At 64.2% G+C, this 21,444-nt stretch carries 24 protein-coding genes; 7 read left to right on the top strand and 17 right to left on the bottom strand.

Annotation, left to right across the window (positions count from 1 at the left end; all coding sequences use genetic code 11):
- Positions 1-10: 10 nt before the first annotated feature.
- From GC1_RS04065 to GC1_RS04040, 6 genes are all read right to left on the bottom strand, one after another.
- Positions 11-643, bottom strand: coding sequence for a glutathione S-transferase family protein (locus tag GC1_RS04065; protein WP_019295794.1), 633 nt, complete (start codon positions 641-643; stop codon positions 11-13).
- Between the two features lie 282 nt (positions 644-925).
- Positions 926-2,074 (bottom strand): acyl-CoA dehydrogenase family protein, encoded by a 1,149-nt coding sequence (locus tag GC1_RS04060; protein WP_019295795.1) that lies wholly within the window; start codon positions 2,072-2,074, stop codon positions 926-928.
- Positions 2,075-2,097: 23 nt separating this feature from the next.
- On the bottom strand, positions 2,098-2,310 hold the full coding sequence (locus GC1_RS04055; RefSeq protein WP_019295796.1) for a hypothetical protein: 213 nt from the start codon (positions 2,308-2,310) through the stop codon (positions 2,098-2,100).
- A 73-nt stretch (positions 2,311-2,383) separates the two neighbouring features.
- The gene (locus GC1_RS04050) at positions 2,384-4,165 is read right to left on the bottom strand and encodes an acyl-CoA dehydrogenase C-terminal domain-containing protein (RefSeq protein WP_019295797.1); all 1,782 of its coding nucleotides are present in this window, start codon (positions 4,163-4,165) and stop codon (positions 2,384-2,386) included.
- 73 nt (positions 4,166-4,238) lie between these two features.
- Positions 4,239-4,640 (bottom strand): MerR family transcriptional regulator, encoded by a 402-nt coding sequence (locus GC1_RS04045; RefSeq protein WP_029204772.1) that lies wholly within the window; start codon positions 4,638-4,640, stop codon positions 4,239-4,241.
- Between the two features lie 285 nt (positions 4,641-4,925).
- The gene (locus tag GC1_RS04040; protein WP_019295799.1) at positions 4,926-5,294 is read right to left on the bottom strand and encodes a MerR family transcriptional regulator; all 369 of its coding nucleotides are present in this window, start codon (positions 5,292-5,294) and stop codon (positions 4,926-4,928) included.
- A 123-nt stretch (positions 5,295-5,417) separates the two neighbouring features.
- On the opposite strand from GC1_RS04040, the gene GC1_RS04035 reads away from it, so the two are divergent.
- Genes GC1_RS04035 through GC1_RS04025 form a run of 3 tightly spaced genes read left to right on the top strand, consistent with a single transcriptional unit; the run spans position 5,418 to position 7,679 of the window.
- Positions 5,418-5,840: a PaaI family thioesterase gene (locus GC1_RS04035; RefSeq protein ID WP_019295800.1), complete on the top strand. Its 423-nt coding sequence runs from the start codon at positions 5,418-5,420 to the stop codon at positions 5,838-5,840.
- The gene (locus GC1_RS04030; RefSeq protein WP_019295801.1) at positions 5,837-6,355 is read left to right on the top strand and encodes a PaaI family thioesterase; all 519 of its coding nucleotides are present in this window, start codon (positions 5,837-5,839) and stop codon (positions 6,353-6,355) included. Before GC1_RS04035 ends, GC1_RS04030 begins: the two co-directional genes overlap by 4 nt.
- 4 nt (positions 6,356-6,359) lie before the next feature.
- On the top strand, positions 6,360-7,679 hold the full coding sequence (locus GC1_RS04025) for an MATE family efflux transporter (protein ID WP_019295802.1): 1,320 nt from the start codon (positions 6,360-6,362) through the stop codon (positions 7,677-7,679).
- 124 nt (positions 7,680-7,803) lie between these two features.
- Here GC1_RS04025 and arsC read toward each other — a convergent pair whose 3' ends face one another.
- From arsC to GC1_RS04010, 3 genes are read right to left on the bottom strand one after another with little or no spacing between them, the layout of a single operon-like run.
- On the bottom strand, positions 7,804-8,145 hold the full coding sequence (gene arsC, locus GC1_RS04020) for an arsenate reductase (glutaredoxin) (RefSeq protein WP_029204773.1): 342 nt from the start codon (positions 8,143-8,145) through the stop codon (positions 7,804-7,806).
- Positions 8,142-9,200: a quinone-dependent dihydroorotate dehydrogenase gene (locus tag GC1_RS04015; RefSeq protein ID WP_019295804.1), complete on the bottom strand. Its 1,059-nt coding sequence runs from the start codon at positions 9,198-9,200 to the stop codon at positions 8,142-8,144. The genes arsC and GC1_RS04015 overlap by 4 nt, the downstream gene beginning before the upstream one ends.
- Positions 9,197-9,535, bottom strand: a complete 339-nt coding sequence (locus tag GC1_RS04010; RefSeq protein ID WP_019295805.1) for a DUF952 domain-containing protein — start codon at positions 9,533-9,535, stop codon at positions 9,197-9,199. Before GC1_RS04010 ends, GC1_RS04015 begins: the two co-directional genes overlap by 4 nt.
- A 161-nt stretch (positions 9,536-9,696) precedes the next feature.
- On the opposite strand from GC1_RS04010, the gene GC1_RS04005 reads away from it, so the two are divergent.
- Complete coding sequence (locus GC1_RS04005; protein ID WP_019295806.1) at positions 9,697-11,277, top strand: bifunctional metallophosphatase/5'-nucleotidase; 1,581 nt, start codon at positions 9,697-9,699, stop codon at positions 11,275-11,277.
- A 162-nt stretch (positions 11,278-11,439) separates the two neighbouring features.
- Positions 11,440-11,748 (top strand): J-domain-containing protein, encoded by a 309-nt coding sequence (locus GC1_RS04000; RefSeq protein ID WP_019295807.1) that lies wholly within the window; start codon positions 11,440-11,442, stop codon positions 11,746-11,748.
- A 6-nt stretch (positions 11,749-11,754) separates the two neighbouring features.
- Here the strand turns inward: GC1_RS04000 and GC1_RS03995 are convergent, their stop codons facing one another.
- The gene (locus tag GC1_RS03995) at positions 11,755-13,503 is read right to left on the bottom strand and encodes a tetratricopeptide repeat-containing sulfotransferase family protein (protein ID WP_019295808.1); all 1,749 of its coding nucleotides are present in this window, start codon (positions 13,501-13,503) and stop codon (positions 11,755-11,757) included.
- Positions 13,504-13,593: 90 nt separating this feature from the next.
- Here GC1_RS03995 and GC1_RS03990 point away from each other — a divergent pair, with 90 nt between their 5' ends.
- Positions 13,594-14,283 (top strand): SOS response-associated peptidase, encoded by a 690-nt coding sequence (locus tag GC1_RS03990; RefSeq protein ID WP_036761922.1) that lies wholly within the window; start codon positions 13,594-13,596, stop codon positions 14,281-14,283.
- Between the two features lie 3 nt (positions 14,284-14,286).
- Here the strand turns inward: GC1_RS03990 and GC1_RS03985 are convergent, their stop codons facing one another.
- Positions 14,287-14,778: a MarR family winged helix-turn-helix transcriptional regulator gene (locus GC1_RS03985; RefSeq protein WP_019295810.1), complete on the bottom strand. Its 492-nt coding sequence runs from the start codon at positions 14,776-14,778 to the stop codon at positions 14,287-14,289.
- Between the two features lie 160 nt (positions 14,779-14,938).
- On the opposite strand from GC1_RS03985, the gene mnmH reads away from it, so the two are divergent.
- Entirely contained in the window at positions 14,939-15,991 is a 1,053-nt protein-coding gene (mnmH, locus tag GC1_RS03980) for a tRNA 2-selenouridine(34) synthase MnmH (RefSeq protein ID WP_036761926.1), read from the top strand.
- Between the two features lie 200 nt (positions 15,992-16,191).
- Here the strand turns inward: mnmH and selD are convergent, their stop codons facing one another.
- The 6 genes from selD to GC1_RS03950 are packed head-to-tail and all read right to left on the bottom strand — an operon-like array spanning position 16,192 to position 21,444.
- A complete protein-coding gene (gene selD, locus GC1_RS03975) occupies positions 16,192-18,354 on the bottom strand; it encodes a selenide, water dikinase SelD (protein WP_029204775.1) in 2,163 nt (720 codons plus the stop codon).
- A gap of 31 nt (positions 18,355-18,385) precedes the next feature.
- Entirely contained in the window at positions 18,386-18,787 is a 402-nt protein-coding gene (locus GC1_RS03970; RefSeq protein WP_019295813.1) for a Na+/H+ antiporter subunit G, read from the bottom strand.
- Between the two features lie 11 nt (positions 18,788-18,798).
- Positions 18,799-19,068, bottom strand: a complete 270-nt coding sequence (locus GC1_RS03965; RefSeq protein WP_019295814.1) for a K+/H+ antiporter subunit F — start codon at positions 19,066-19,068, stop codon at positions 18,799-18,801.
- Complete coding sequence (locus GC1_RS03960; RefSeq protein WP_019295815.1) at positions 19,065-19,562, bottom strand: Na+/H+ antiporter subunit E; 498 nt, start codon at positions 19,560-19,562, stop codon at positions 19,065-19,067. Before GC1_RS03960 ends, GC1_RS03965 begins: the two co-directional genes overlap by 4 nt.
- On the bottom strand, positions 19,559-21,091 hold the full coding sequence (locus GC1_RS03955) for a monovalent cation/H+ antiporter subunit D (RefSeq protein ID WP_019295816.1): 1,533 nt from the start codon (positions 21,089-21,091) through the stop codon (positions 19,559-19,561). Before GC1_RS03955 ends, GC1_RS03960 begins: the two co-directional genes overlap by 4 nt.
- A complete protein-coding gene (locus GC1_RS03950; RefSeq protein WP_019295817.1) occupies positions 21,091-21,444 on the bottom strand; it encodes a Na+/H+ antiporter subunit C in 354 nt (117 codons plus the stop codon). Before GC1_RS03950 ends, GC1_RS03955 begins: the two co-directional genes overlap by 1 nt.

The following is a 21,444-nucleotide window of genomic DNA, read 5'->3' as shown; positions in this document are numbered from 1 at the left end:
TGTGCTCTCCTCAGGCCCGGTCCGACGGGTTGCCGGGCATCAAATCATAGGGGTGTTTCCAGCCGGGCAGGGCGCTGATGCGGTCCAGCCAGGCGTCGATATGCGGCCATTCGGCCCGGTCAAAGCCGAAGGGTTCCGGGTAGTAGAGGTAGCTGCAGCAACTGATGTCGGCATTGGTGAGGCTGTCGCCAACAATCCACTCGCGGCCCTCCAGATGGTGTTCCAGCGTGGCATAGGCGGCCTTCAGGCGGCCTTGCATGAAGTTGATCACTTCTTGCGAGCGGTGCTGTTCCGGCAGGAAGTTGATCAGAAACCGGGTCATGCCGGCCTGGCTGGACATCTTGTGATTGTCCCACAGCACCCAGCGCAGCACTTCGTATTTGTCCTCAGGGCGGCCGCCAAACTTGCCCGTCTTGTCGGTGATGTACTGCTGGATCGCGCCCGACTGGCTGAGCGTTACATCCCCGTCTACCAGAACCGGAGCTTCGGCCATGGCAGAGAATTCCCGGAACTCCGGCGTGCGGGCCGCGCCGCCGAAGAAGTCGACAAAGACCGGTTCCCAGTCCAGACCGGCCAGCTCCAGCGCCAGCGCGGCTTTGTAGGAGTTGCCGCTTTCGCCAAAGCAATGCAGTTTGATTGTCATTTGTTGCTCCCTGTTTCGGATGGCGGAGCGGGGGTTTCACACCCCCGCACCCCCGTGGAGTATTTTCAGCAAAGAAGAAGAGGAGGGTTCATTCTTTCTTAACCATGTTCCGTTGCACTCGTCCTGCGGTACAGGCTGGAGAGCCGATGACCGCCAAAGGAGAAGCCCTGCCTTCCGGCTTGGCGCTGCCGGGGCGGGGGCAGGGCGGACTTTGAGCTTCTTCTTTGCCCAAATACTCAAATCCACCATTTGCCTTCTGCGATGCCGCCGCGGCCCCTGCGCCTACAGCGACCGCGCAATCAGCTCCTTCATGATCTCATTGGTACCGCCGTAAATCCGCTGCACCCGGGCATCGGCCCACATCTCGCCCACAGCGTATTCCTGCATGTAGCCATAGCCGCCGTGCAGTTGCAGGCATTCGTCCAGCACTTCTCCTTGGGTGTCGGTGATCCAATACTTGGCCATTGCGGCCTTCTCGACGGTCAGCTTGCCCTGCAGATGCTCACTGATGCATTCATCCAGGAAAGCGCGCGCGACCTTGGTCTTGGTCAGGCATTCGGCCAGCTTGAAGCGGGTGTTCTGAAACTGTGTCAGCGGCCCGCCAAAGGCTTCGCGCTCCTTGCAGTAGGCCGCCGTGCGTTCCACCGCGCCTTCCATCGCGCCGACCGCGCCGCAGGCGATGATCAGCCGCTCCTGCGGCAGCTGCTGCATCATCTGATAGAACCCCTGGCCCTCGACGCCGCCCAGGATGTTCTCCGGCGGGATTTCCACATCGCTGAAGAACAGTTCCGACGTGTCCGCCGCATGGCAGCCGATCTTGTCGAGGTTGCGGCCGCGGCTGAAGCCCTCGGCGCCATCCGTTTCAACCGCCACCAGCGACACGCCCTTGGCGCCTTGGGACGGGTCGGTTTTGGCCGCCACCAGGATCAGGTTGGCGTGCTGGCCGTTGGTGATGAAAGTCTTTTGCCCCGACAGCCGGTAGGCATTGCCGTCCTTCACTGCCTTGGTCTTGATCGCCTGCACGTCCGACCCGGTGGAGGGCTCTGTCATCGCTAGCGCGCCAACCAGCTCGCCGGTCACCATCTTCGGCAGCCAGCGCGCTTTCTGCTCCTCGGTGCCATAGGCCAGGATGTAGTGGCCGACGATGCCGGAATGGATGCCATGGCCCCAGCTGGCCAGGTTGGCGCGGCTGCCTTCCATCAGGATCACTGCCTCATGGCCGAAATCACCACCGGCGCCGCCGTATTCCTCGGGGATCGAGGGCAGGAGAAGGCCCAGCTCGCCGGCCTGGGTCCAGGTCTCCCGGTCCATCAGGCCCTGCTTGCGCCAGGTCTCGAACTTGGGGGCCCATTCATTGGTGATGAACTGGGCCGTCATCTCCCCAAGCATCTGGTGCTCGTCCGTCATCCATGCGGAATGCGTCTCGGTCATCTCTCTCCCTTTGCTGCGCTTTTCTAGCGCTTTCGCGCCTCCAGCTCGGCGTTGAACAGCCGCAGCCGGTGGCTCAGGTTCTCGTAGTCTGTCACGCTGTCGAAATTCTCGAACAGGAATGACAGCGCTTCGCCTTCATCCAGCCCCGCCTCCTGGGCGAACTTTTTCAGCCTGCGGTAGCCGTCCTCCGTCATTGCGATCGGCAGGCGGCGGGTCAGGCGGAAACGTTTCGGCATCTTGCGGTCCTTTGTGTGTCAAAGCACCGGCCGGGGCTGAACCGGGCGCCCCGCAAGGGGACGCCCGCAGGCATCAGAAGGCGTCCGCGTCCAGCGCCATCACCGTGTCGGCGCCGCTTTCGATGCGGGCAAGGTGCAGCTTGGTCGCGGGCAGCCGCCGTGCCATGTAGTACCGGCCGGTTGCGAGTTTCGTCTCATAGAACGCCGCGTCTTGCGTCCCGGCGTCAAGCGCTTCCTGCGCCGCCTTGCCCATCCGCGCCCACATCAGGCCCAGGCAGACCTGGCCGAACAAATGCATGAAGTCATAAGACCCCGCCAGCGCGTGGTTCGGGTTCTTCATGCCGCTTTGCATGAAGAACATGCCAGCCGCCTGCAGATCCTTGGAGGCAGCCTGCAGCGGCTTGATGAAATCTTTGGTGAAAGCCTCTGAAATCTCTTTGTTTTCCTGGCAGAAGGTCTTGACCATATCAAAGAAGGCGAGGACGTATTTGCCGCCGTGCTGACCCAGCTTGCGGCCCACCAGGTCCAGCGCCTGAACGCCGTTGGCGCCCTCGTAGATCATCGCGATACGGGCGTCGCGGGTGTATTGCGACATGCCCCATTCCTCGATGTAGCCATGGCCGCCATAAACCTGCTGCGCCTGCACCGTCATGTCATAGCCCTGGTCGGTCAGGAAACCCTTGATCACCGGCGTCATCAGCGAAATCAGACCGTCCGCATCCTTGTCGCCTGCGCGGTGGGCCTGGTCGATCAGGGTGGCGCCCCACAGAAGGAACGCGCGGGCGCCCTCGGCAAAGCTTTTCTGGTCCATCAGCGAACGCCGGATATCCGGATGCACGATCAGCGGATCCGCCGGGCCGTCCGGGTTCTTGACGCCGGTCACGTCGCGGCCCTGCAGGCGGTCCTTGGCGTATTCCAATGCGTTCTGATAGGCGGCCTCGGCCTGCGCCAGACCCTGCATGCCGACACCCAAGCGGGCCTCGTTCATCATGGTGAACATGGCGCGCATGCCCTTGTGCTCCTCACCCAGCAGCCAGCCGGTCGCGCCGTCATAGTTCATCACGCAGGTGGAGTTGCCGTGGATGCCCATCTTCTCTTCGATCTTGCCGACCGAGACGCCGTTGCGCTCACCCAGGCTGCCGTCTTCGTTCACCAGGAACTTCGGCACGATGAACAGGCTGACGCCTTTGATGCCCTCGGGGCCGCCGGGGATCTTGGCCAGCACCAGATGCACGATGTTCTCTGCCATGTCGTGATCGCCGGAGGAGATGAAGATCTTCTGCCCGGAAATCTTGAAGCTGCCGTCAGACTGCGGTTCCGCCTTGGTGCGCATCAGGCCCAGATCGGTGCCGCAATGCGGCTCGGTCAGGTTCATGGTGCCGGTCCACTGGCAGCTGATCATATTGGGCAGATAGGCCGCCTTCTGCTCCTCAGTGCCATGCGCCAGAATGGCGGAGGCCGCGCCATGGGTCAGGCCCTGGTACATGGTGAAGGCCTGGTTGGCGGCGGAGAAGAACTCGCCTACCGCCGTGCCCATCACATAGGGCATGTTCTGGCCGCCGAATTCCTCCGGCATGTCCAGCCCCGTCCAGCCGCCTTCCTTCACCTGCTCAAAGGCTTCCAGGAACCCCGCAGGCGTGTAGACCACGCCGTTTTCCAGCCGGCAGCCCTCCTGGTCGCCCACCGTGTTCAGCGGGTGCAGCACTTCGCTGGCGATCTTGCCTGCCTCTTCCAGCACGGCGCCGGTGAAATCCGGGTCCAGCTCATTGTATCCGGGGATGTCCTGGCCGGAGACCTTCAGCACGTCGTGCAGGATGAACTGGGCGTCTTTGGCGGGGGCTCGATAGGAAGGCATTGCGGTCCTCTTCAGGGTCTTGGTGATCGTGGTCAATGCCGGGCAGGCCGGCGGGAAAGGGCGGGGCGGCGGCCTATTCGGCCGCCTCCTGCTTAGCCTTCATCGAGGCGATCATCTTCTCGCCCCAGGCCAGCTGGTCCTTCAGGTCCTCGATTGCCTCGGTCAGCTCCTCGCGCTGGCGCTCCATATCGGCGAGCCGGTCACGCGCGACCTCATAGGTCTTGGTGAGCTGGGTCACCTGCTGGTCGCCGACGTGGTACAGCTCCAGCAGCTGGCGGATTTCCTCCAGACTGAACCCGAACCGCTTGCCGCGCAGGATCAGCTTCAGCCGGGCGCGGTCGCGTTTGGTGAACAGCCGCTTCTGGCCGTCGCGGATCGGGAACAGCAGTTCCTTGGCTTCGTAGAACCGGAGCGTGCGGGGCGTCACGTCAAAGGCCTCGCACATCTCGCGGATGGTCATGGTTTCTTCGGTCATCATCGTCACTCTTACGGCTTGGTGCAGGCCCAAGCTGTGCGCAGTTCGGATTTCGATCAAGACTGACTTTACGTTTACGTAAGTTGTACGTTGCGTCACTTTTCGGGGCGTTACTGGTTCGCAAAACGAACATAAAGTGACGTAACGTTACGGGCTGACTGGCTGTCTGCAGGCGGGTTTCGCCAATGCACCTGGCCAGAAACCTGGCGAATCCGGCAGCGGAATCTGCAAAAGAAAAACCCCGCCAAAAGGACGGGGTTCAATTACCGGAAAGATGTGCTGGCCCTATTTAAGCAGCGCCCGGGTGCTTTCGCGCAGCTCGCTCAGCTCTTCGATGGCCTCATTGATCTGCTCACGCTGCTTTTCCAGCTCCACCAGCTGCCGGTCGGCCATTTCCATGAAGGCGTGGTTCTGGGCGTCGTTGCCCTCTTTCTCATAGATCAGCAGCCACTGGCGGATCTCTTCCAGCTGAAAGCCGAACTTGCGCCCGCGCAGGATCAGTTTCATCCGGGCGCGCTCCCGCGCTCCGTAGAACCGCGACCGGCCTTCGCGGTCCGGCTGCAGCAATTCGATGTATTCATAGTAGCGCAGCGTCCGCGGCGTGACCTCGAACTCTGCGCACATTTCCTTGAATGACAATCTTTTGTCGGTCATCCGTCGTCTCCCTTGCCGGGAACCTATGCACTTGCAGCGAACAGTGCAACCTCCGCGGCGGCACACTTGCGCTTTTGCCGGGGCAGGGCCAAAGATGAGGGAGAGAATCCAAAGGACACTCCCATGGCCGACAAGACCGACCTCGCGCGCCAGTTCATCGAAGCGATTCCGCACGCCAAGCAATTGGGAATGAAGCTGACAGAGATCGGCGACGGTACCGCCGAGATCCGCATGGCCTATGACGAAAAGCTGATCGGCGATCCCGCCACCGGCGTCATTCACGGCGGTGCAGTCTCAGCCCTGATGGACACATGCTGCGGCGCAGCGGTGATGAGCCATCCCTCCGCCCCTGGCGGCACCGCCACCATCGACTTGCGCATCGACTATATGCGCCCCGCCACACCGGGACAGGCCATTACCACCCGCGCCACCTGCCACCACATCACCCGCACCGTGGCCTTTGTCCGCGCGGTCGCAATGGACGAGGACACGGACCGCCCCGTCGCCACCGCCTCAGGCGCCTTTACCGTGGAGAAGAAGTTTTGAGCCGCCCCCGTCCCGAACCGATCCAGGTGGTCAAGCAGCGCCGCGATGCAGCCCTGTCGGCGCTGGTCGACTCGGTGCCCTACATCCGCTTCCTGAACGTGACCTTCGAGCGCCGCGGTGATGAGCTGACTGCGGTGCTGAATTTCGATGACAAGCTGATCGGCAACCCCTTCCTGCCGGCGATCCACGGCGGGGTGACGGCGGCCTTCCTGGAAATCACCGCGATGATCACGCTCAACTGGTCGCACCTTTGGCAGCGCATCGAAAGCGGTGATCTGGACCCGGCGGAAATGGCCAAGGGCAACCTGCCGCGCCAGCCCAAAACCATCGACTTCACCGTCGACTACCTGCGTTCCGGCTTGCCGCGCGATGCCTATGCCCGCGCCCGGGTGAACCGTTCGGGGCGCCGCTATGCCTCGGTGCATGTGGAGGCCTGGCAGGATCACAAGGACAAGCTGTTTGCCCAGGCCACCGGCCATTTCCTGATGCCGCAGGACCAGAACGGCGAAGGCTGACCGGATGACCAGCGCGGACACGGAGATCACCCATAGACGGGTGCTCAGCATCGCATTGCCGATTGTGCTGTCGAACGCCACGGTTCCCATTCTGGGCGCCGTCGACACCGGCGTCGTGGGGCAGATGGGCGAGGCTGCGCCAATTGGCGCGGTGGGCATCGGCGCGGTGATTCTGGCGACGATCTACTGGATCTTCGGTTTCCTGCGCATGGGCACCACAGGTCTCGCAGCGCAGGCGCGCGGGGCCGGGGACTGGGGGGAAACCGGCGCGCTTCTGATGCGCGGGCTGCTCCTGGCCTTTGCTGCCGGAGCCGTCTTTATCATCGCGCAAGGCGCCGTTTTCTGGGGCGCCTTCGCACTGGCACCCGCCAGTGCCGAGGTCGAAAGCCTGGCCCGTGACTACCTGCAGATCCGGATCTGGGGCGCACCGGCCACCATCGCGCTTTATGCCGTCACCGGCTGGCTGATCGCGGTGGAGCGCACCCGCGGCGTATTCCTGCTGCAGGTCTGGATGAACGGGTTGAACATCGCGCTGGACCTGTGGTTCGTGCTTGGCCTCGGCTGGGGTGTGGAGGGCGTTGCCATTGCCACGCTGATCGCCGAGTGGAGCGGGCTGGCGCTCGGGCTCTACCTGTGCCGCGATGCCTTTGCGGGCGACCAATGGCGCGATTGGGCGCGGGTGTTCGATCCGGCACGGCTCAAACGTATGATGCAAGTGAACGGCGACATCATGGTGCGTTCGGTGCTGCTGACCGGCTCCTTCACCACCTTCCTGTTCATCGGCTCCGGCATCGGCGACGTGAACCTCGCCGCCAATCAGATCCTGCTGCAATTTGTCGAGATCACCGCCTTCGCGCTGGATGGTTTTGCCTTTTCGGCAGAGGCTTTGGTGGGTGGGGCGGTCGGTGCCAAGGCCCGGCAGCGGGTGCGCCGTGCCTCCATCGTGACCTCGCAATGGGGTGTGGGCGGTGCGGTGCTGCTGGGTATTGCCTTTGCCGCCGGCGGCCCCTGGCTGATCGACCTGATGTCCACCTCGCCGGAGGTGCGCGAAGCGGGCCGTGTATTCCTGATCTGGGCGGCGGTGCTGCCGGTCTTGAGCGTTGCCAGCTACATGTTCGACGGCATCTATATCGGCGCCACCTGGACCCGCGACATGCGTTGGGCGATGCTGCAATCGGTGGCCATCTATGTGGCGGCACTGCTGCTGCTGGTGCCGACCTTTGGCAACCATGGCCTTTGGGCTGCGCTGATCGTCCTGAACCTCGCCCGCGGCGTCACGCTGGGCCTGCGCTACCCGCGGCTGGAGGCGCAGGTGGGCGTCTAAGCAAGCCGGCATTCTGCGAGAATTCCGGCCAGTTTTCCGGCGCGGAAAACTGGCGCTCCGCCGCTAATGGAGCGCCAAAAAAATCCTCGCAGGATTTTTGGCCGTTTCCCGCGCCGGGAAACGGTCAGAGCAGGGTTTCGATCGCCTCGGTCGGCCGGCCGATGACCGCTTTGCCGTCCTTGATCGCAATCGGGCGTTCGATCAGGATCGGATGCGCGGCCATCGCCGCCAGCAGCTCTTCCTCGGCGCTGTCCTTCGTTAGGCCCAGCTCCTTGAAGACCTTCTCGCCGGTTCGCATCATCTCAATTGTGGAGACGCCAAGCGCGGCCTGAACCGCCTTCAGTTCCTCAACCGAGGGCGCATCCTCCAGATAAGCGCGGGTCTGAACCTCTGCACCGCGCTCTTCGATCAGCGCAAGGCCCGCGCGGGATTTGGAGCATTTCGGGTAATGCCAATAGGTGATCACAGCCAATCCTTCCGTTTGGTTCCAACCGCTTGCGCGACGTTCTCAAACCCGTCCCGGGCGAGAAGCGCGTCCAGCCCGCGGGCAATGTCCCCGGCCAGCGACAGCCCGCCATAGACCATTGCTGTGTAGAATTGCACCGCAGCGGCCCCGGCGCAGATCTTGGCATAGGCCTGTTCCGCCGTGCTGATGCCGCCGACGCCGACCAGCGGCACCTTGCCATCCAAAAGCTCCGACAATTGTGCCAGAACCCGGGTGGACTTTTCAAACAGCGGCGCGCCGGACAGACCGCCGGCCTCGCCCTTATGGGCGCTTTGCAAACCGTCGCGCGACAGGGTGGTGTTGGTGGCAATCACCGCGTCGATGCCACTTTCCAGAGCGACGGCGGCAATATCCTCGATACCCGCACGGTCCAGATCCGGCGCGATCTTCAGGAACACCGGCACCCGGCGGCTAAGGCCCTCGCGGGTCTCGATCACACCGGCCAGCAGCGCTGACAGCGCCGCCTTGCCCTGCAGGTCGCGCAGTTTTTCGGTATTGGGCGAGGACACGTTGACGGTCGCAAAATCCAGATGCGCGCCGCAGTGGGCCAGCACCTTGGCAAAATCCGCGGCGCGGTCCTCGCTGTCCTTGTTGGCGCCGAGGTTCAGGCCAATGACCGCATCGCGCGGGCGCTGCGCCAGACGCGCTCCGATGGCCGCCATGCCCTCATTGTTGAAGCCGAAGCGGTTGATGGCCGCCTTGTCCTCCGTCAGGCGGAACAATCGCGGCTTGGGATTGCCCGGCTGCGGGCGGGGCGTCGCCGCGCCGACCTCGATAAAGCCGAAGCCGGATTTTGACAGCGGTGCCAGTGCCTCGGCGTTCTTGTCATAGCCAGCCGCCAAACCAACCGGGTTCGGCAGGTCAATCCCGGCCAGCGTGGTCTTGAGCCGGGCAGAGGTGACCGGGCCGGGAGCTGGGGCCAGTCCCATCGTCAGTGCCTTCACCGACAGCCCGTGCGCGGCCTCCGGGTCGATCCGGTGCATCGCGGCAAGGGCCAGCTTCTCTGTCAGCTTCATGCCATTTCCTCCGGGAACTGATGGGTGCCCTCGACCAGCGGAAGCTGCTTGGCCCAGACCACATCCGACATGCGGATATCGCGGTAGAGATGCGGGAACTCGGCGCCGCCGCGGGACACTTCCCACTTCAGGTCCGCGCCCATCGCATCCGCATCGCAGGCCAGCAGGGTCAGCCCCTCGGCGCCGGCAAAATGCTTGGCTGCGGTTTCCGCCGCCTGGGCAGCGGTGGAGAAATGGACATAGCCGTCCGCAACATCGATCGGCGCGCCCGGCGTCTCGCCCGCGGCCTGCAGTGCGGCCCATTCGTCCGCCCGGAAAATCTTGTAAATCAGCATAGCGGCCTGATGCCCTGCGTTTGCAAAGGAATCAAGGGGGATTGGGGGCTAGCCGCCGGTCAAGCTGACGCAAGGGGAGGCAGCACTACGGCTTTTCCCCTTTGACCGGCGCGGGGTTTGGGCGCAGGATTCCCAAAAACAGAACAACGGGAGCGCTCCTCATGATTGCACGTATTCTCACATCGGTTGCAGCCCTGGCCCTGATCTCGGGCAGCGCGGCGGCGGAGTACAAGCTGACCATCCTGCATACCAATGATTTCCACTCGCGGTTCGAGCCGATCAACAAATACGACAGCACCTGCGACGCCGAAGATCAGGCTGAGGGCAAATGTTTCGGCGGCACCGCGCGGCTGGTGACGGCCATCGCGGACGCACGGGGACGGGCGGAGAATTCGATCCTGGTGGATGGCGGCGACCAGTTCCAGGGATCGCTGTTCTACACCTACTACAAGGGCAAGGCCGCGGCGGAGTTCATGAACCAGCTGGGCTATGACGGGATGACCGTCGGCAATCATGAATTCGACGACGGGCCGGAAGTGCTGCGCGGTTTCATGGATGCGGTGGGCTTTCCGGTGCTGATGTCGAATGCGGATGTGTCGGGTGAACCGGCGCTGGCGGATGTGCTGAAGAAATCCACGGTGATCGAGCGGGGCGGCGAGAAGATCGGCCTGATCGGGCTGACGCCGGAGGACACGCATGAACTGGCAAGTCCCGGCAAGAACGTGCATTTCTCCGATCCTGTTGCGGCGGTGCAGGCAGAGGTGGACAGGCTGACGGCAGAAGGCGTGAACAAGATCGTGGTGCTCAGCCATTCCGGCTATGGTGTGGACCAGCGGGTGGCGGCAGAGACCTCCGGCGTAGATGTAATCGTTGGCGGACACAGCAACACCTACCTGTCCAACACTTCCGAGAAGGCCGCCGGGCCGTATCCGACCGTGGTGAACGGGGTGCAGATTGTGCAGGCCTATGCCTATGGCAAGTTCCTGGGTGAGCTGAACGTGACGTTTGACGATGCGGGCAATGTTGTCAGCGCCAGCGGCGAGCCGCTGATCATGGATGCCGCAGTCAGCGAGGATGCGGCGACCCTCGACCGGATCGCGGAACTGGCGCAGCCGCTGGATGAGATCCGAAACAAGGTGGTGGCAGAGGCCGCGGAACCCATCGAAGGCAGTCGCGATGTGTGCCGGGTGCAGGAGTGCCCGATGGGCAACCTAGTGGCTGATGCAATGCTGGACCGGGTGAAGGATCAGGGCGTGACCATTGCCATTGCCAACTCCGGTGGTATCCGGGCCAGCCTGGATGCGGGGGAGGTCACCATGGGGGAGGTGCTGACCATCCTGCCATTCCAGAACACGCTGTCGACCTTCCAGATCGACGGCGCGACTTTGGTCGCGGCGCTGGAGAACGGCGTCAGCCAGGTGGAGGACGTCAAGGGCCGCTTCCCGCAGGTGGCCGGGCTGAAATTCAGCTGGGACAGCTCCGCCGCGCCGAACGCGGGCCGAGTCACCGAGGTGCTGGTGGCGGAGGGCGACGGTTTTGTGCCGGTTGATCCGGCCAAGACCTATGTGGTGGTCACCAATGACTATGTCCGCAACGGCGGCGACGGCTATGCGATGTTCGAAGGAGACGACAAGAACGCCTATGACTTTGGCCCCGACCTGGCGGATGTGCTGGCGGAATACATGGCCGCCCAAGGCCCCTATGTGCCCTATACCGACGGGCGGATTTCGCAGGTGAAATAGGTAGCGGCAAATAGGCCCGGACCGGATCCAATGTTTCGCGCGCGAAACATTCGGGCAGGAGGGCTGCCGCATTATTTTTAAGCATCCTTAACCTTCGCCACCCGTTTGTTAACGGGGTGGCGGGGGCTTTCGCACCGCCTGCGTGCATGGCAGAATAAAGCCATGGACCACCCGCTGATCGACCTCATCAATGCCCGGATCGAAGCCGCCGAGAAGGACGGCGCCTTTGACAACTTGCAAGGCGCCGGCAAGCCGCTGCCGAAATGCGAGGACCCTGAGAATGAGCTGGTCAACCGGCTGGTGCGCGAAAGCGGCGGGGTGCCGGAGTTCGTGAGCCTGTCGCGCGAGCTGCAGCGCCTGAGGGCCGAACTGCGCGAGGCCGGCGACCGCAGCCGCCGGCAGGAGATCCTGAAAGAGATGTCGATGATGGACGCGCGGATCGAAATCGCGCGCAAGGCCTACACCAAGTAAGCCCCGTTACTCATTGATTTCCGGCCATATTTCCGGGTCCAACCCGTCGATGAAGGGTGCCAGGACATCGGCGTATTTCTCCCACTTGCCGATTGAGCGAGTGTGCGCGGTTTGCCTGACTTGCGTGTTCGACAGGGTCAGCACCTGACCCTCGTGGCGTTCGGGGTGGGCCATGTCCTCGACCCACTCCAACCCGCAGAAGTCTGCCAGCTTGCGGCTTTCGCCCTCAATATCGGCAACGAAGCTTTCATAGCGCAGATCATAGATCCGGCCCGGCATCACCTGCCGCCAGTGCTGCATCAGCCGGCCATAGAGGTTGAACCGGTGCGCCATCGCCTTGAGGTCGTAGGCATAAGTGAGCGAGCTGCCGGAGAAATAGCCGCGCCAGATCGACAGCGCCACATCGCGCGGATCGCGGCAAAGATGAACAAAGCGTGCATCCGGGTAGGCGGTGGCAAGGTGGCCCAGCAGGCGGTAGTTGTCGGGCATCTTGTCGACATAGGCTGCGGTGCCCTCAGGCATTCCGGGCAGGCGGCTGATGTCCTCCGACACGAAAGTGCGGGCGGCCTCAGGCGTGAACTCCTGATCCTTTTCGATAAAGGGGTGCAGCAGGAACGCCGGCACGCCGCGTTCGCCCAAGGGAAACACCTCGGGGTGCAGGCCGATCACGGTTTCGGTCAGGGTTGTGCCGGAGCGGGGCATCCCCACCACATAGATCGGGCGCGGGCCTTCCGGCGCGGTTTCTGCCGGGGCGATCTGACCTGGGAAAGCCGCCATGATGCGGCTGAACTGACGCTCGCTCTCTTCGTAACCGTAGGGGGTCTGCGCCGCCATGCAGGCGTTGGCCTCGTCATTGTGGGCGGCGAAAGCCTCCTTGTCGCCCGCCTGATCGGCGATCCGGGCGAGGGCAAAGCTGACGTTGGCGCGGTCGAGCGAGCGGGGCGCGGCGGCCTTCAGCGCCTTCTGTGCTATCGGCAACAACTCTGCGTTCTGCTCGCGGCTGCTGATGCGGGCCAGCATTTCCAGCACCTGGGTGTCCTTGGGATCCAGCTCCATCAGCGCCAGGCACTGCTCGCGCGCTGCAGCGCTTTCGCCGTTGGAGATCAGCTGGCTGGCGAGGCGGCGGCGGGCCTCGGCGTTCTGGGGCGCCACAGCGACGGCTTTTTGTGCGGCTTCGGTGGCCTCGTCCTGGCGCATTAGGCGGGCCAGCAGCAGGCTGGCGTTCTGCAGCGCGTCGGCGTCATTGGGGTTCACCTTGAGCGCGGCCTGATAATCCGCCAGCGTGGCCTTTTCATCGCCCAGCGTGTTCCAGGCAGTGGCGCGCAGCCGCAGCATCCGCGGCTGGCGCGGATCGCGGGCCAGCGCGGCGGTGGCGGCTTCAATTGCGGCCTCGGCGTCATTCATCACCAGATGCGCCTGCGCCTGCAAATAAAGCGCGGCCTGATCGCCGGGCTGGTCCTTCAGCACCCGCTCGAGCAGTTTCATCGCCGGTTCACCCTGCTGCATGAACAGCAGTGTCTGCGCCAGGTTCTTGCGGGCGTCGTGAAAGCCTGGGGCCAGCGCCAGCGCCTTCTTGAAATAGGGGACAGCGTCGCGGTGCTTGCCGAGGCCTGACAAGGAAATGCCCGCGATATTGGGGAAGTCCGGGTGGCTTTTATACCGTTTCATGCCGCCCTTGGACTGTTTCAGCGCCTGTTTGAACTTACCCTGGTTGAGAAAGCCCAGGGCGGACTGGAGATCGTTCTGAAGAGTCATGAGGCCTATCTATCATCCTGTCAGGGCGGCTGAAAATCCTGTGCCGCGGAAGGTTTTGCAAACGCGCCGCGGGCCGGGTTAGAAATCAGCATGTGCGGACGATTTGCCATAACCTTGCCCACGGATGCAATGGCGCAGCTGTTTGCGGCGCAGCCGGCAAATGATTTGCCCAAGGTGCCCAATTACAACGTCTGCCCGACCAACCCGGTGCATGTGGTGCAGGCGGGTGATGCCGGGCGGCAGCTGGTGTCCATGCGCTGGGGGTTTCTGCCGCATTGGTACAAGACAGAGACCGCCGGGCCGCTGCTGATCAACGCGCGGGCGGAGACGATTGCGGAAAAGCCGGCCTTTGCCAAGGCCGCCCGCGAACGGCGCTGCCTGATCCCGGCCAGCGGGTTCTATGAATGGACCAAGTCGGAGGAGGGCGCCCGGCTGCCCTGGTACATCCGCCGCAACGACGGCGCGCCGATTGCCTTTGCTGCCGTTTGGCAGAGCTGGGGGGCTGACGATCCGGTCAAGACCTGCGCGATTGTCACCACGGCCGCTAACGAAGGGCTTTCACCTATCCACCACCGGATGCCGCTGATCCTGGAGGCCGGCGACTGGGGCAAATGGCTGGGGGAGGAGGGTCATGGCGCCGCCCGGCTGATGCAGCCGGGAGCGGAGGGCGTGCTGGACTTCCACCGGGTTGATCCGGCGGTGAACTCCAACCGGGCTGAGGGGCCGGAGCTGATCGAACCCTTCGGGGAGGAGGATATCCCGCGCGGCCAGCTGATCTGAGGATTATTCGGCAGCGTGGCGGGCGGGCAGGTCGCGCTGCGGCGCGCGGCTGAGGTCGTTGCCTGCAAGGGTCGCCTTTTGCAGCAGCGCCACGAAGGTGTCCTGTTCCGCCTCGGTGAGGCCGGTCAGGATGCCGGGCTGCGAGGCCCGCACGATGGGCAGGATGTGCTCCAGAAGCGCGGTTCCGTCTCGGGTCAGGCTGACCTCGCGGGCGCGGCGGTCGGCCCGGGAAACGCGGCGTTCCACCAGTCCCTTGTCCGCCAGCCGGTCCACCACCTTGCCCAGGGTGGCGCGGTCATAGGCGATAAGCCCGGCAACCGAAGCCTGGTCGATGCCGGGATGGCGGTGGATGGCGGCCATTGCGGCAAACTGCACTGGTGTGAGGTCAATGCCTTCACCCGCCATGCGGTCCATGAACTGGGCCACGGAAATCTGGTGCAGCCGCCGGATCAGGTGGCCGGGCAGGGTGTGGATGTCCAACGGGTCAGTAGTCATGGCCTTTTGGTCCTTGGCAGTCTGTCACCGGGCTGTTTGCGCCGGGGTGTCTGTTCGCGAGACTTGCCATAGCGCCCTGTGCGCAATGCGCGCAAGACTTATCGCCGCGGCAGCAGCAATTGCGGCTTTTCCTTGCGCATGGGGCGCGGTAGGCATGGGCATGGCGCTGAAATTCACCTCCCTGCAAGAGTTCTATGCCCACGGGTTCGATACCGTGATCGACGTGCGCAGCCCCGCGGAATATGCCGAGGACCATGTGCCGGGCGCGATCAGCCTGCCGGTGCTGAACAACGAGGAACGGGCTGAGGTCGGCACCATCTATGTGCAAGAGAGCCCGTTCAAGGCGCGCAAACTGGGGGCGGCGCTGGTGTTCCGCAATGCCGCCAATCACATCGAGCAAAGCCTGAGCCACCACGAGGGCGGCTGGAAGCCGCTGGTCTACTGCTGGCGCGGCGGCCAGCGGTCGGGGTCCTTTACCTGGATGCTGCAGCAGATCGGCTGGCGCGCCGAGGTGGTGGAGGGCGGCTATCAGAGCTACCGGCGGCTGGTGAATGCGGCGCTCTATCAATCCGCACTGCCGCACCGGCTGGTGGCGCTGGACGGCTATACCGGGTCTGCCAAGACCGAGGTTCTGAAGCGCGCCGAAGACCTGGGGGTGCAGGTGCTGGACCTGGAGGGGCTGGCCAATCACCGGGGTTCCTTGCTGGGGGATATGCCAACGCCGCAGCCCTCCCAGAAGGGGTTTGAGTCCGCTTTGGCGGGTGCGCTGATGAGGCTGGACCCGGCCCGCCCGGTGCTGGTGGAAGCGGAGTCGAGCAAGATTGGCCAGCGGATCATCCCGCCTGCGGTCTGGGACGCGATGAAGCAAGCCCCGCGGATCGAACTGCAGGTGCCGGTGGCGGCGCGCTGCCGCTACTTGGTGCAGGCTTACGATGACATCCTGTCAGATGCGGAGCGGCTGCGCGAGAAGCTGGGCCCGCTGCGTGCCCACCGCTCCGGTGCAGTGGTGGACGGCTGGTTCGCCAGCATTGAGGCGGGCAACAAGGCTGCTCTGACCGAGGCGCTGATGGTGGAGCATTACGACCCCGCCTACCGCAAGTCGCGCACGGCCATTGGCGCAGAGGTCGCTTCTACGGTCGGGGCCGAGGCGCTGGATGAGGCGGGATTGGATGCGGCTGCAGCGCAGGTGGCAGCGGTTATGTCCGGTCTCTGACCGGAGCTCTCCCGCCCGTCGCCGGGACATCTGCGATGCCCCGCGCCCGTTTGGCGTGGCGCTGCGCCGCGGCGCAGCGGGACTGGGTATTTTCGACCAGAAAGAAGCAGCAGTTGTTGGGCTTCTTTCTGGTCTGAAATACCCCGGGGTGAATTGGCCCCCTAGGGCCAAGAGGGGCTGGCCCCTTGTCAGTATCAGCGCTAGGCGCTGAGGGTGATGGCCCCGGTGTCTTCTGTGACCTTGCCGATGAGGGCTGCCGGATAGCCGGCGGCCTGCAACTGCTCCAGCAGATTTCCGGCCTGATCCGGGGCAACCGCGGCCAGCAGGCCGCCTGCGGTTTGCGGATCAAAAAGCAGGTCCTGCCAGCCGGCGGTTCGGAGTTCCGGCAGGGCGGCCTGATTGGCGGGGAACAGTGAGGAGCGGATGCCGCGGTCTGCCAATTCGGCGGCGCCTTGCATCAGGGGGATCCGGCCGGTGTAGAGATCTGCCCCGGTGCGGGACGCTTCGCAGATACCAAGCAGATGGCCGAGGAGGCCGAAGCCAGTGACGTCAGTCATTGCATGGGTGTCCTGCAGGATGCGGGCGGCGGCGCCCTGCGGCTGGCTCATTTGCTCCAGTGCGGCCGCCACCCATTCTCCCTTGGCTTCGCCGGCCATCTCCGCGGCCATCAGCACGCCGGAGCCGAGGGGTTTGGTCAGGATGAGGGCATCGCCCGGCTTGGCGCCCGCGAGAGTAATTGCAGGGCGGTGGCAAAGGCCGGTAACGGTGAAGCCGATGGTCAGCTCATCCCCCAGCGAGGTATGGCCGCCGATGATGGCGGCCCCGGCTGCCAGCATGACTTCAGAGGCGGTGCCCATGATCTCCTGCAGGGTGCGGGCCTGCAAGGCGGGGGACATGCGCGGCAGGATCAGGTTGGCGGTGGCGGCCTGCGGCTCGGCCCCCATCGCCCAGATATCGCCAAGCGCATGCACGGCGGTGATGCGGGTCATCAGCACCGGGTCATTGGTGAAGCTGCGCAGGTGGTCGGTGCTGATCACCTGTTGGACGCCGCCGGTGGTCAGCAGGGCGGCGTCGTCGCCGGGCAGCGGCGTTATGTCGTTGCGGTTCGTGCCGCCAAGCCCTGAAAGCGTTCCGAGCAGCGCGTTGCGCCCGACCTTGGCGCCGCAGCCGCCGCACATGGGCTTGTCTCCAAGTGCCTGCTCCATATCGAGGGTGTGTTCGGCAGGCAGCGGCGAGGCCTCCATGGTGGGCAGATCGCGGAACTTTTCCATGAAGGCCTGGTCGATGCGATCCTTCCAGGTCCACATCAGCGGGCCGGACAGGGTGGTGCCGAAGCGTTCGCCGAGCGCTTCCCTGGAGCCCATTGAGATCAGTTTCAGGTAGTCCTTCTGCGGCTTGTATTTGCGCAGCGGGTCGCCGGTCATCAGGGCGCGCAGGTTGTGGTAGAGCACCGGGGCCTGGCGCACGGCGTAGACGCCTGCCTTGGGGCGCGGGGCGAACTCCATATGGGCGCAGTCGCCGGCGGCAAAGACCTGCGGATCAGAGCTTTGCAGGGTTTCACTGGCGCGGATGAAGCCGTCGTTCAGGTCTAATCCGCTGTCCGCGAGCCAGCCATAGGGACGGGCGCCGGCGGCGCCGGTGGTGAAATCCGAGAGGATTTCGCGCCCGTCCTGCAGCGTGATGTAGCCGTCTTCGATTCGTTCTATGTCGGCGTTCTCCTCCAGCCGCACGCCGTGTTCCACCAGGGCGCGCCGCAGGGTCTGGCGGGCCTTTTCGCCAATGGCGCGCAAGGCGCTGCTGCTGTCGATCAGCGTCGCCTGGGCGAGGCGCCCGCGGGTGCGGAGGGCATGGGCCATGGCCAGCACCAGCTCCACCCCGGCAACGCCGCCGCCGATCACCGCGACATGGGCGGGACCGTCATCCTCGCGGAAGGCAGCCCAGCGGGCGGCGAAGCGGCCCAGTGGCTTGGCCGGGATGCCGTGATCGGCAAAGCCCGGCAGGTCAGGCATGGCGGAGGTGATGCCGATGTCGATGGAAGCGACATCATAGGCAATCGGCGGGCGGCCGGGCACATGCACCAGCTGGGAAGCCGTGTCGATATGTTCTGCCGCGCCCAGCACCACGCGGGCGCCGGCAAAACGGGCGAGGCGCACGAGGTCGATGTCCAGTTCGTCCCGCTGGTAATGGCCTGCCACAAAGCCGGGCAGCATACCGGAATAAGGTGCAGTGGGGCCGGGATTGATCACCGTCAGCCGGGCGCCGGGCAGGGGCTTCATCCCCCATTTGCGCAAGACCAGCGCGTGGGTGTGGCCGCCGCCCACCAGAACCAGGTCACGGGTCAGCGGCAGGCGGGAGGTGTCGATCACGGGTCAGGCCTTCCTGAGTGCTGTGCGGTTAGTCTTCGGCGGGCGGCGTCTGTTCCGCGCTGCGGCGTTCCTCATCCTCGGGCGTGTCATGGGTGGCCCAGTGATCGTCGCCGCCCGCCTCCGGCATGGTATCGCGGGTTTCCTGCCGGTGGATGTGCACCTTGGCAATGAAATTTGCCGTGATCGGTGCGGTCAGGAACAGGAACAGCGTGATCATCAGTTCATGGTAGGAGAAGTATTTCTCAAACGCAGCTGCGTGCAGCATGGAGGCTAAGAGCACGCCGCCGACGCCAAGGGTCGTGGCCTTGGTCGGGGCGTGCAGGCGGGACATCTGGTCGTTCAGCTTGATCAGCCCGTAGGAGCCGACAATGCCGAAGATGCCGGCGGTTACCAGGAAGGCGGCAACGAGGAATTCAAACAGGGTTTCCATCTTTCTGCCCCTTACTCGATGATGTTGCCGCGCAGGATGAAGCGCGCGTAGGCCACGGTGGAGACAAATCCGAGCATCGCGATGATCATTGCGGCCTCAAAGAAGATCTCGGTTCCCAGCGCCATGCCGTAGAGCACCATCAGGGCGATGGCGTTGATGAACATGGTGTCGAGCGCCAGGATGCGGTCGGCCACATCGGGGGCGGTGACGACCTTCCAGAGGTTCATCAGCATGGCGAGCGCGAAACAGGCGAAGGCGAAGGTGGCAGCGCTTTCGATCATTCGAAAATCTCCATCAGCCGGCGCTCGTAGCGCTGTTTGATTTCATCCCGCACCGCGTCGGGGTTGGGGGCATCGAGGCAGTGGACCAGCAGGGCGTGGCCCTCATCCGAGACGTCCGCCGAAAGGGTGCCGGGCGTCATGGTGATGGTGCCGGCAAGGGCGGTGATTGCTTCCGGCGTTTTCAGGTCCAGCGGGATGGTGATCCAGTTGGGGCGCCGGTCGGCGTTGGGTTTGAACAGCACAATGCGGGCGACGATGATGTTGGCCTGCACGATGTCCAGCAGCACAACCAGGATGTATTCCGCGATCTTGAACGGGCGGCGAAGGTTGGGCCGGTTGGGCCAGAAGGGTTGGGTCACGAAGGGGATCACCACCCCCAGCAGGAAGCCGAAGACCAATGAGTTCAGCGACCAGCGGTTCACCATCAAAAGCCAGGTGAGGGTCAGCAGGAGCGTGAGCAATGGGTGCGGAAAAAGCCGCCAGACCAGTTTCATTCAGCCGTCCTCCCAAGCACGGTGTCGATATAGGCCGAGGGCGCGTAGAGCTGCGCCGCCGTTGCCTCGGCATAGCGGGTGGCGGGGCCTGCAAAAACGGTGAGCGCCACCAGCCCGCCGAGAAGGCCGAAGCAGGCCACGAAGGCCAGTGCAGGCGGCGGAGCGGTTTCAGCAGCGGTGTAGCCGGGTTCCTCCGCAGCGCGTTGAGGCAGGCCGTGGCCCTTCCAGAACAGGAGCGAACCTGCGCGGGCCATGCCGATGATGGTGATGAGCGAGCCGAGCAGGATTACACCCCAGATCCAGGGCGCCAGGGCGGCGCCGCGGGTGGCGTCCAGCACAAGGAGCTTGCCCAGGAAGCCCGACAGCGGCGGCATCCCCGCCAGCGCGATGGCGGCAGCAAAGAACAGCGCTGATATCAGCCCGGTCTGCGGCATCGGCAGCTGCGGCAGGATCCATTGGCCCTGGCGTTCCATCACCAAGTCGGCCACCAGGAACAGCAGCGCCGCGGCCAGTGTCGAGTGTACTAGGTAGTAGAGCGCAGCTGCGGCGGCGGTCTGGGTGAACAAAGAGATTGCGATCAAGAGCGTGCCCATGGAGGCGATGGCGCCGAAGGCGGCGAGGCGGCCCAGCTTCTTGGAGCCGAGGACGCCGATGGCGCCGGCGCCAAGAGTCAGCATGGCGGCGGGCAGCAGCCAGCTTTCGGTCAGGCCTGCGGTGGCCTCAACCTCGGGGCCAAAGACCAGCGTGTAGATGCGCAGGATCGAATAGGCGCCGACCTTGGTCATGATTGCAAACAGTGCCGCCACCGGCATCGGCGCGTTGGCATAGGCCGAGGGCAGCCAGAAGTGCAGCGGCAGGAGCGATGCCTTGATCGCGAAGACCAAGAGGAGCATCACCGCGCCCACGCGCAGAAGGGCGGTGTCCTCTGCCGGAATCTGGGCGACCTTCACCGCCAGGTCGGCCATGTTGAGGGTGCCGGTCACGGAGTAGAGCGTGCCGAGTGCAAACAGGAACAGGGTGGAGCCGAGGAGGTTGAACACCACATACTGCACCCCGGCCTGGAACCGGCGGGTGCCGCCGGAATGGATCATCAGCCCATAGGAGGCGATCAGCAGCACCTCGAAGAAAACGAACAGGTTGAAGGCGTCGCCGGTCAGGAAGGCGCCCATGATGCCCATCAGCTGGAACTGGAACAGCGCATGGAAGTTGGCGCCGCGGGTGTCCCAGTTGGAGCCGATGGCGTAAAGCAGCACCGGTAGAGCCAAGAGCGACGTCAGCACGATCATCATCGCCGACAGCCGGTCCAGCACCAGCACGATCCCAAAGGGTGCGGGCCAGTCGCCGAGCTCGTAGACCTTTACCGTGCCATCGGCGGACTGCGCGGCCAGCGCCAGTGTGATGCCTGCCAGCAGCACCGCACTGGCCAGCGAGAAGATCCGCTGCAGGTCCAGATGGTGGCGCAGCACCATGATGATGAAGGGCGCAACGAGGGCCGGCAGAACCACCGGCGCGATCAGAAGATGCTCCATTATGCGTCCTCCTCTGCGCCGTCGGCCTCAACCGGCATGGCGGTGCCGTCATCGCGGGACGAGAGATAGGCCCCCAGCGCGATCATCACCACAACAGCAGTCATGCCGAAGGAGATCACGATGGCGGTGAGCACCAGCGCCTGCGGCAGCGGATCGGTATAGGCGACCTCCTCATATTTGTTGAGGATCGGCGGCGCGCCGGTGACCAGCCTGCCGGTGGCAAACAGGAACACGTTGACCGCATAGGTCAGGAGCGACAGGCCCAGGATCACCGGGAAGCTGCGGCGGCGCAGGATCAGGTAGACACCTGCCGCCGTCAGAATGCCCACGGCAGAGGCAACGAGAAGTTCCAT

The sequence above is a fragment of the Leisingera sp. ANG1 genome (assembly GCF_000203975.2).
GTDB lineage: Bacteria > Pseudomonadota > Alphaproteobacteria > Rhodobacterales > Rhodobacteraceae > Leisingera.
The sequence above is the reverse complement of the archived record's forward strand: the minus strand, read 5'-3'. Positions and strand labels throughout refer to the sequence as shown.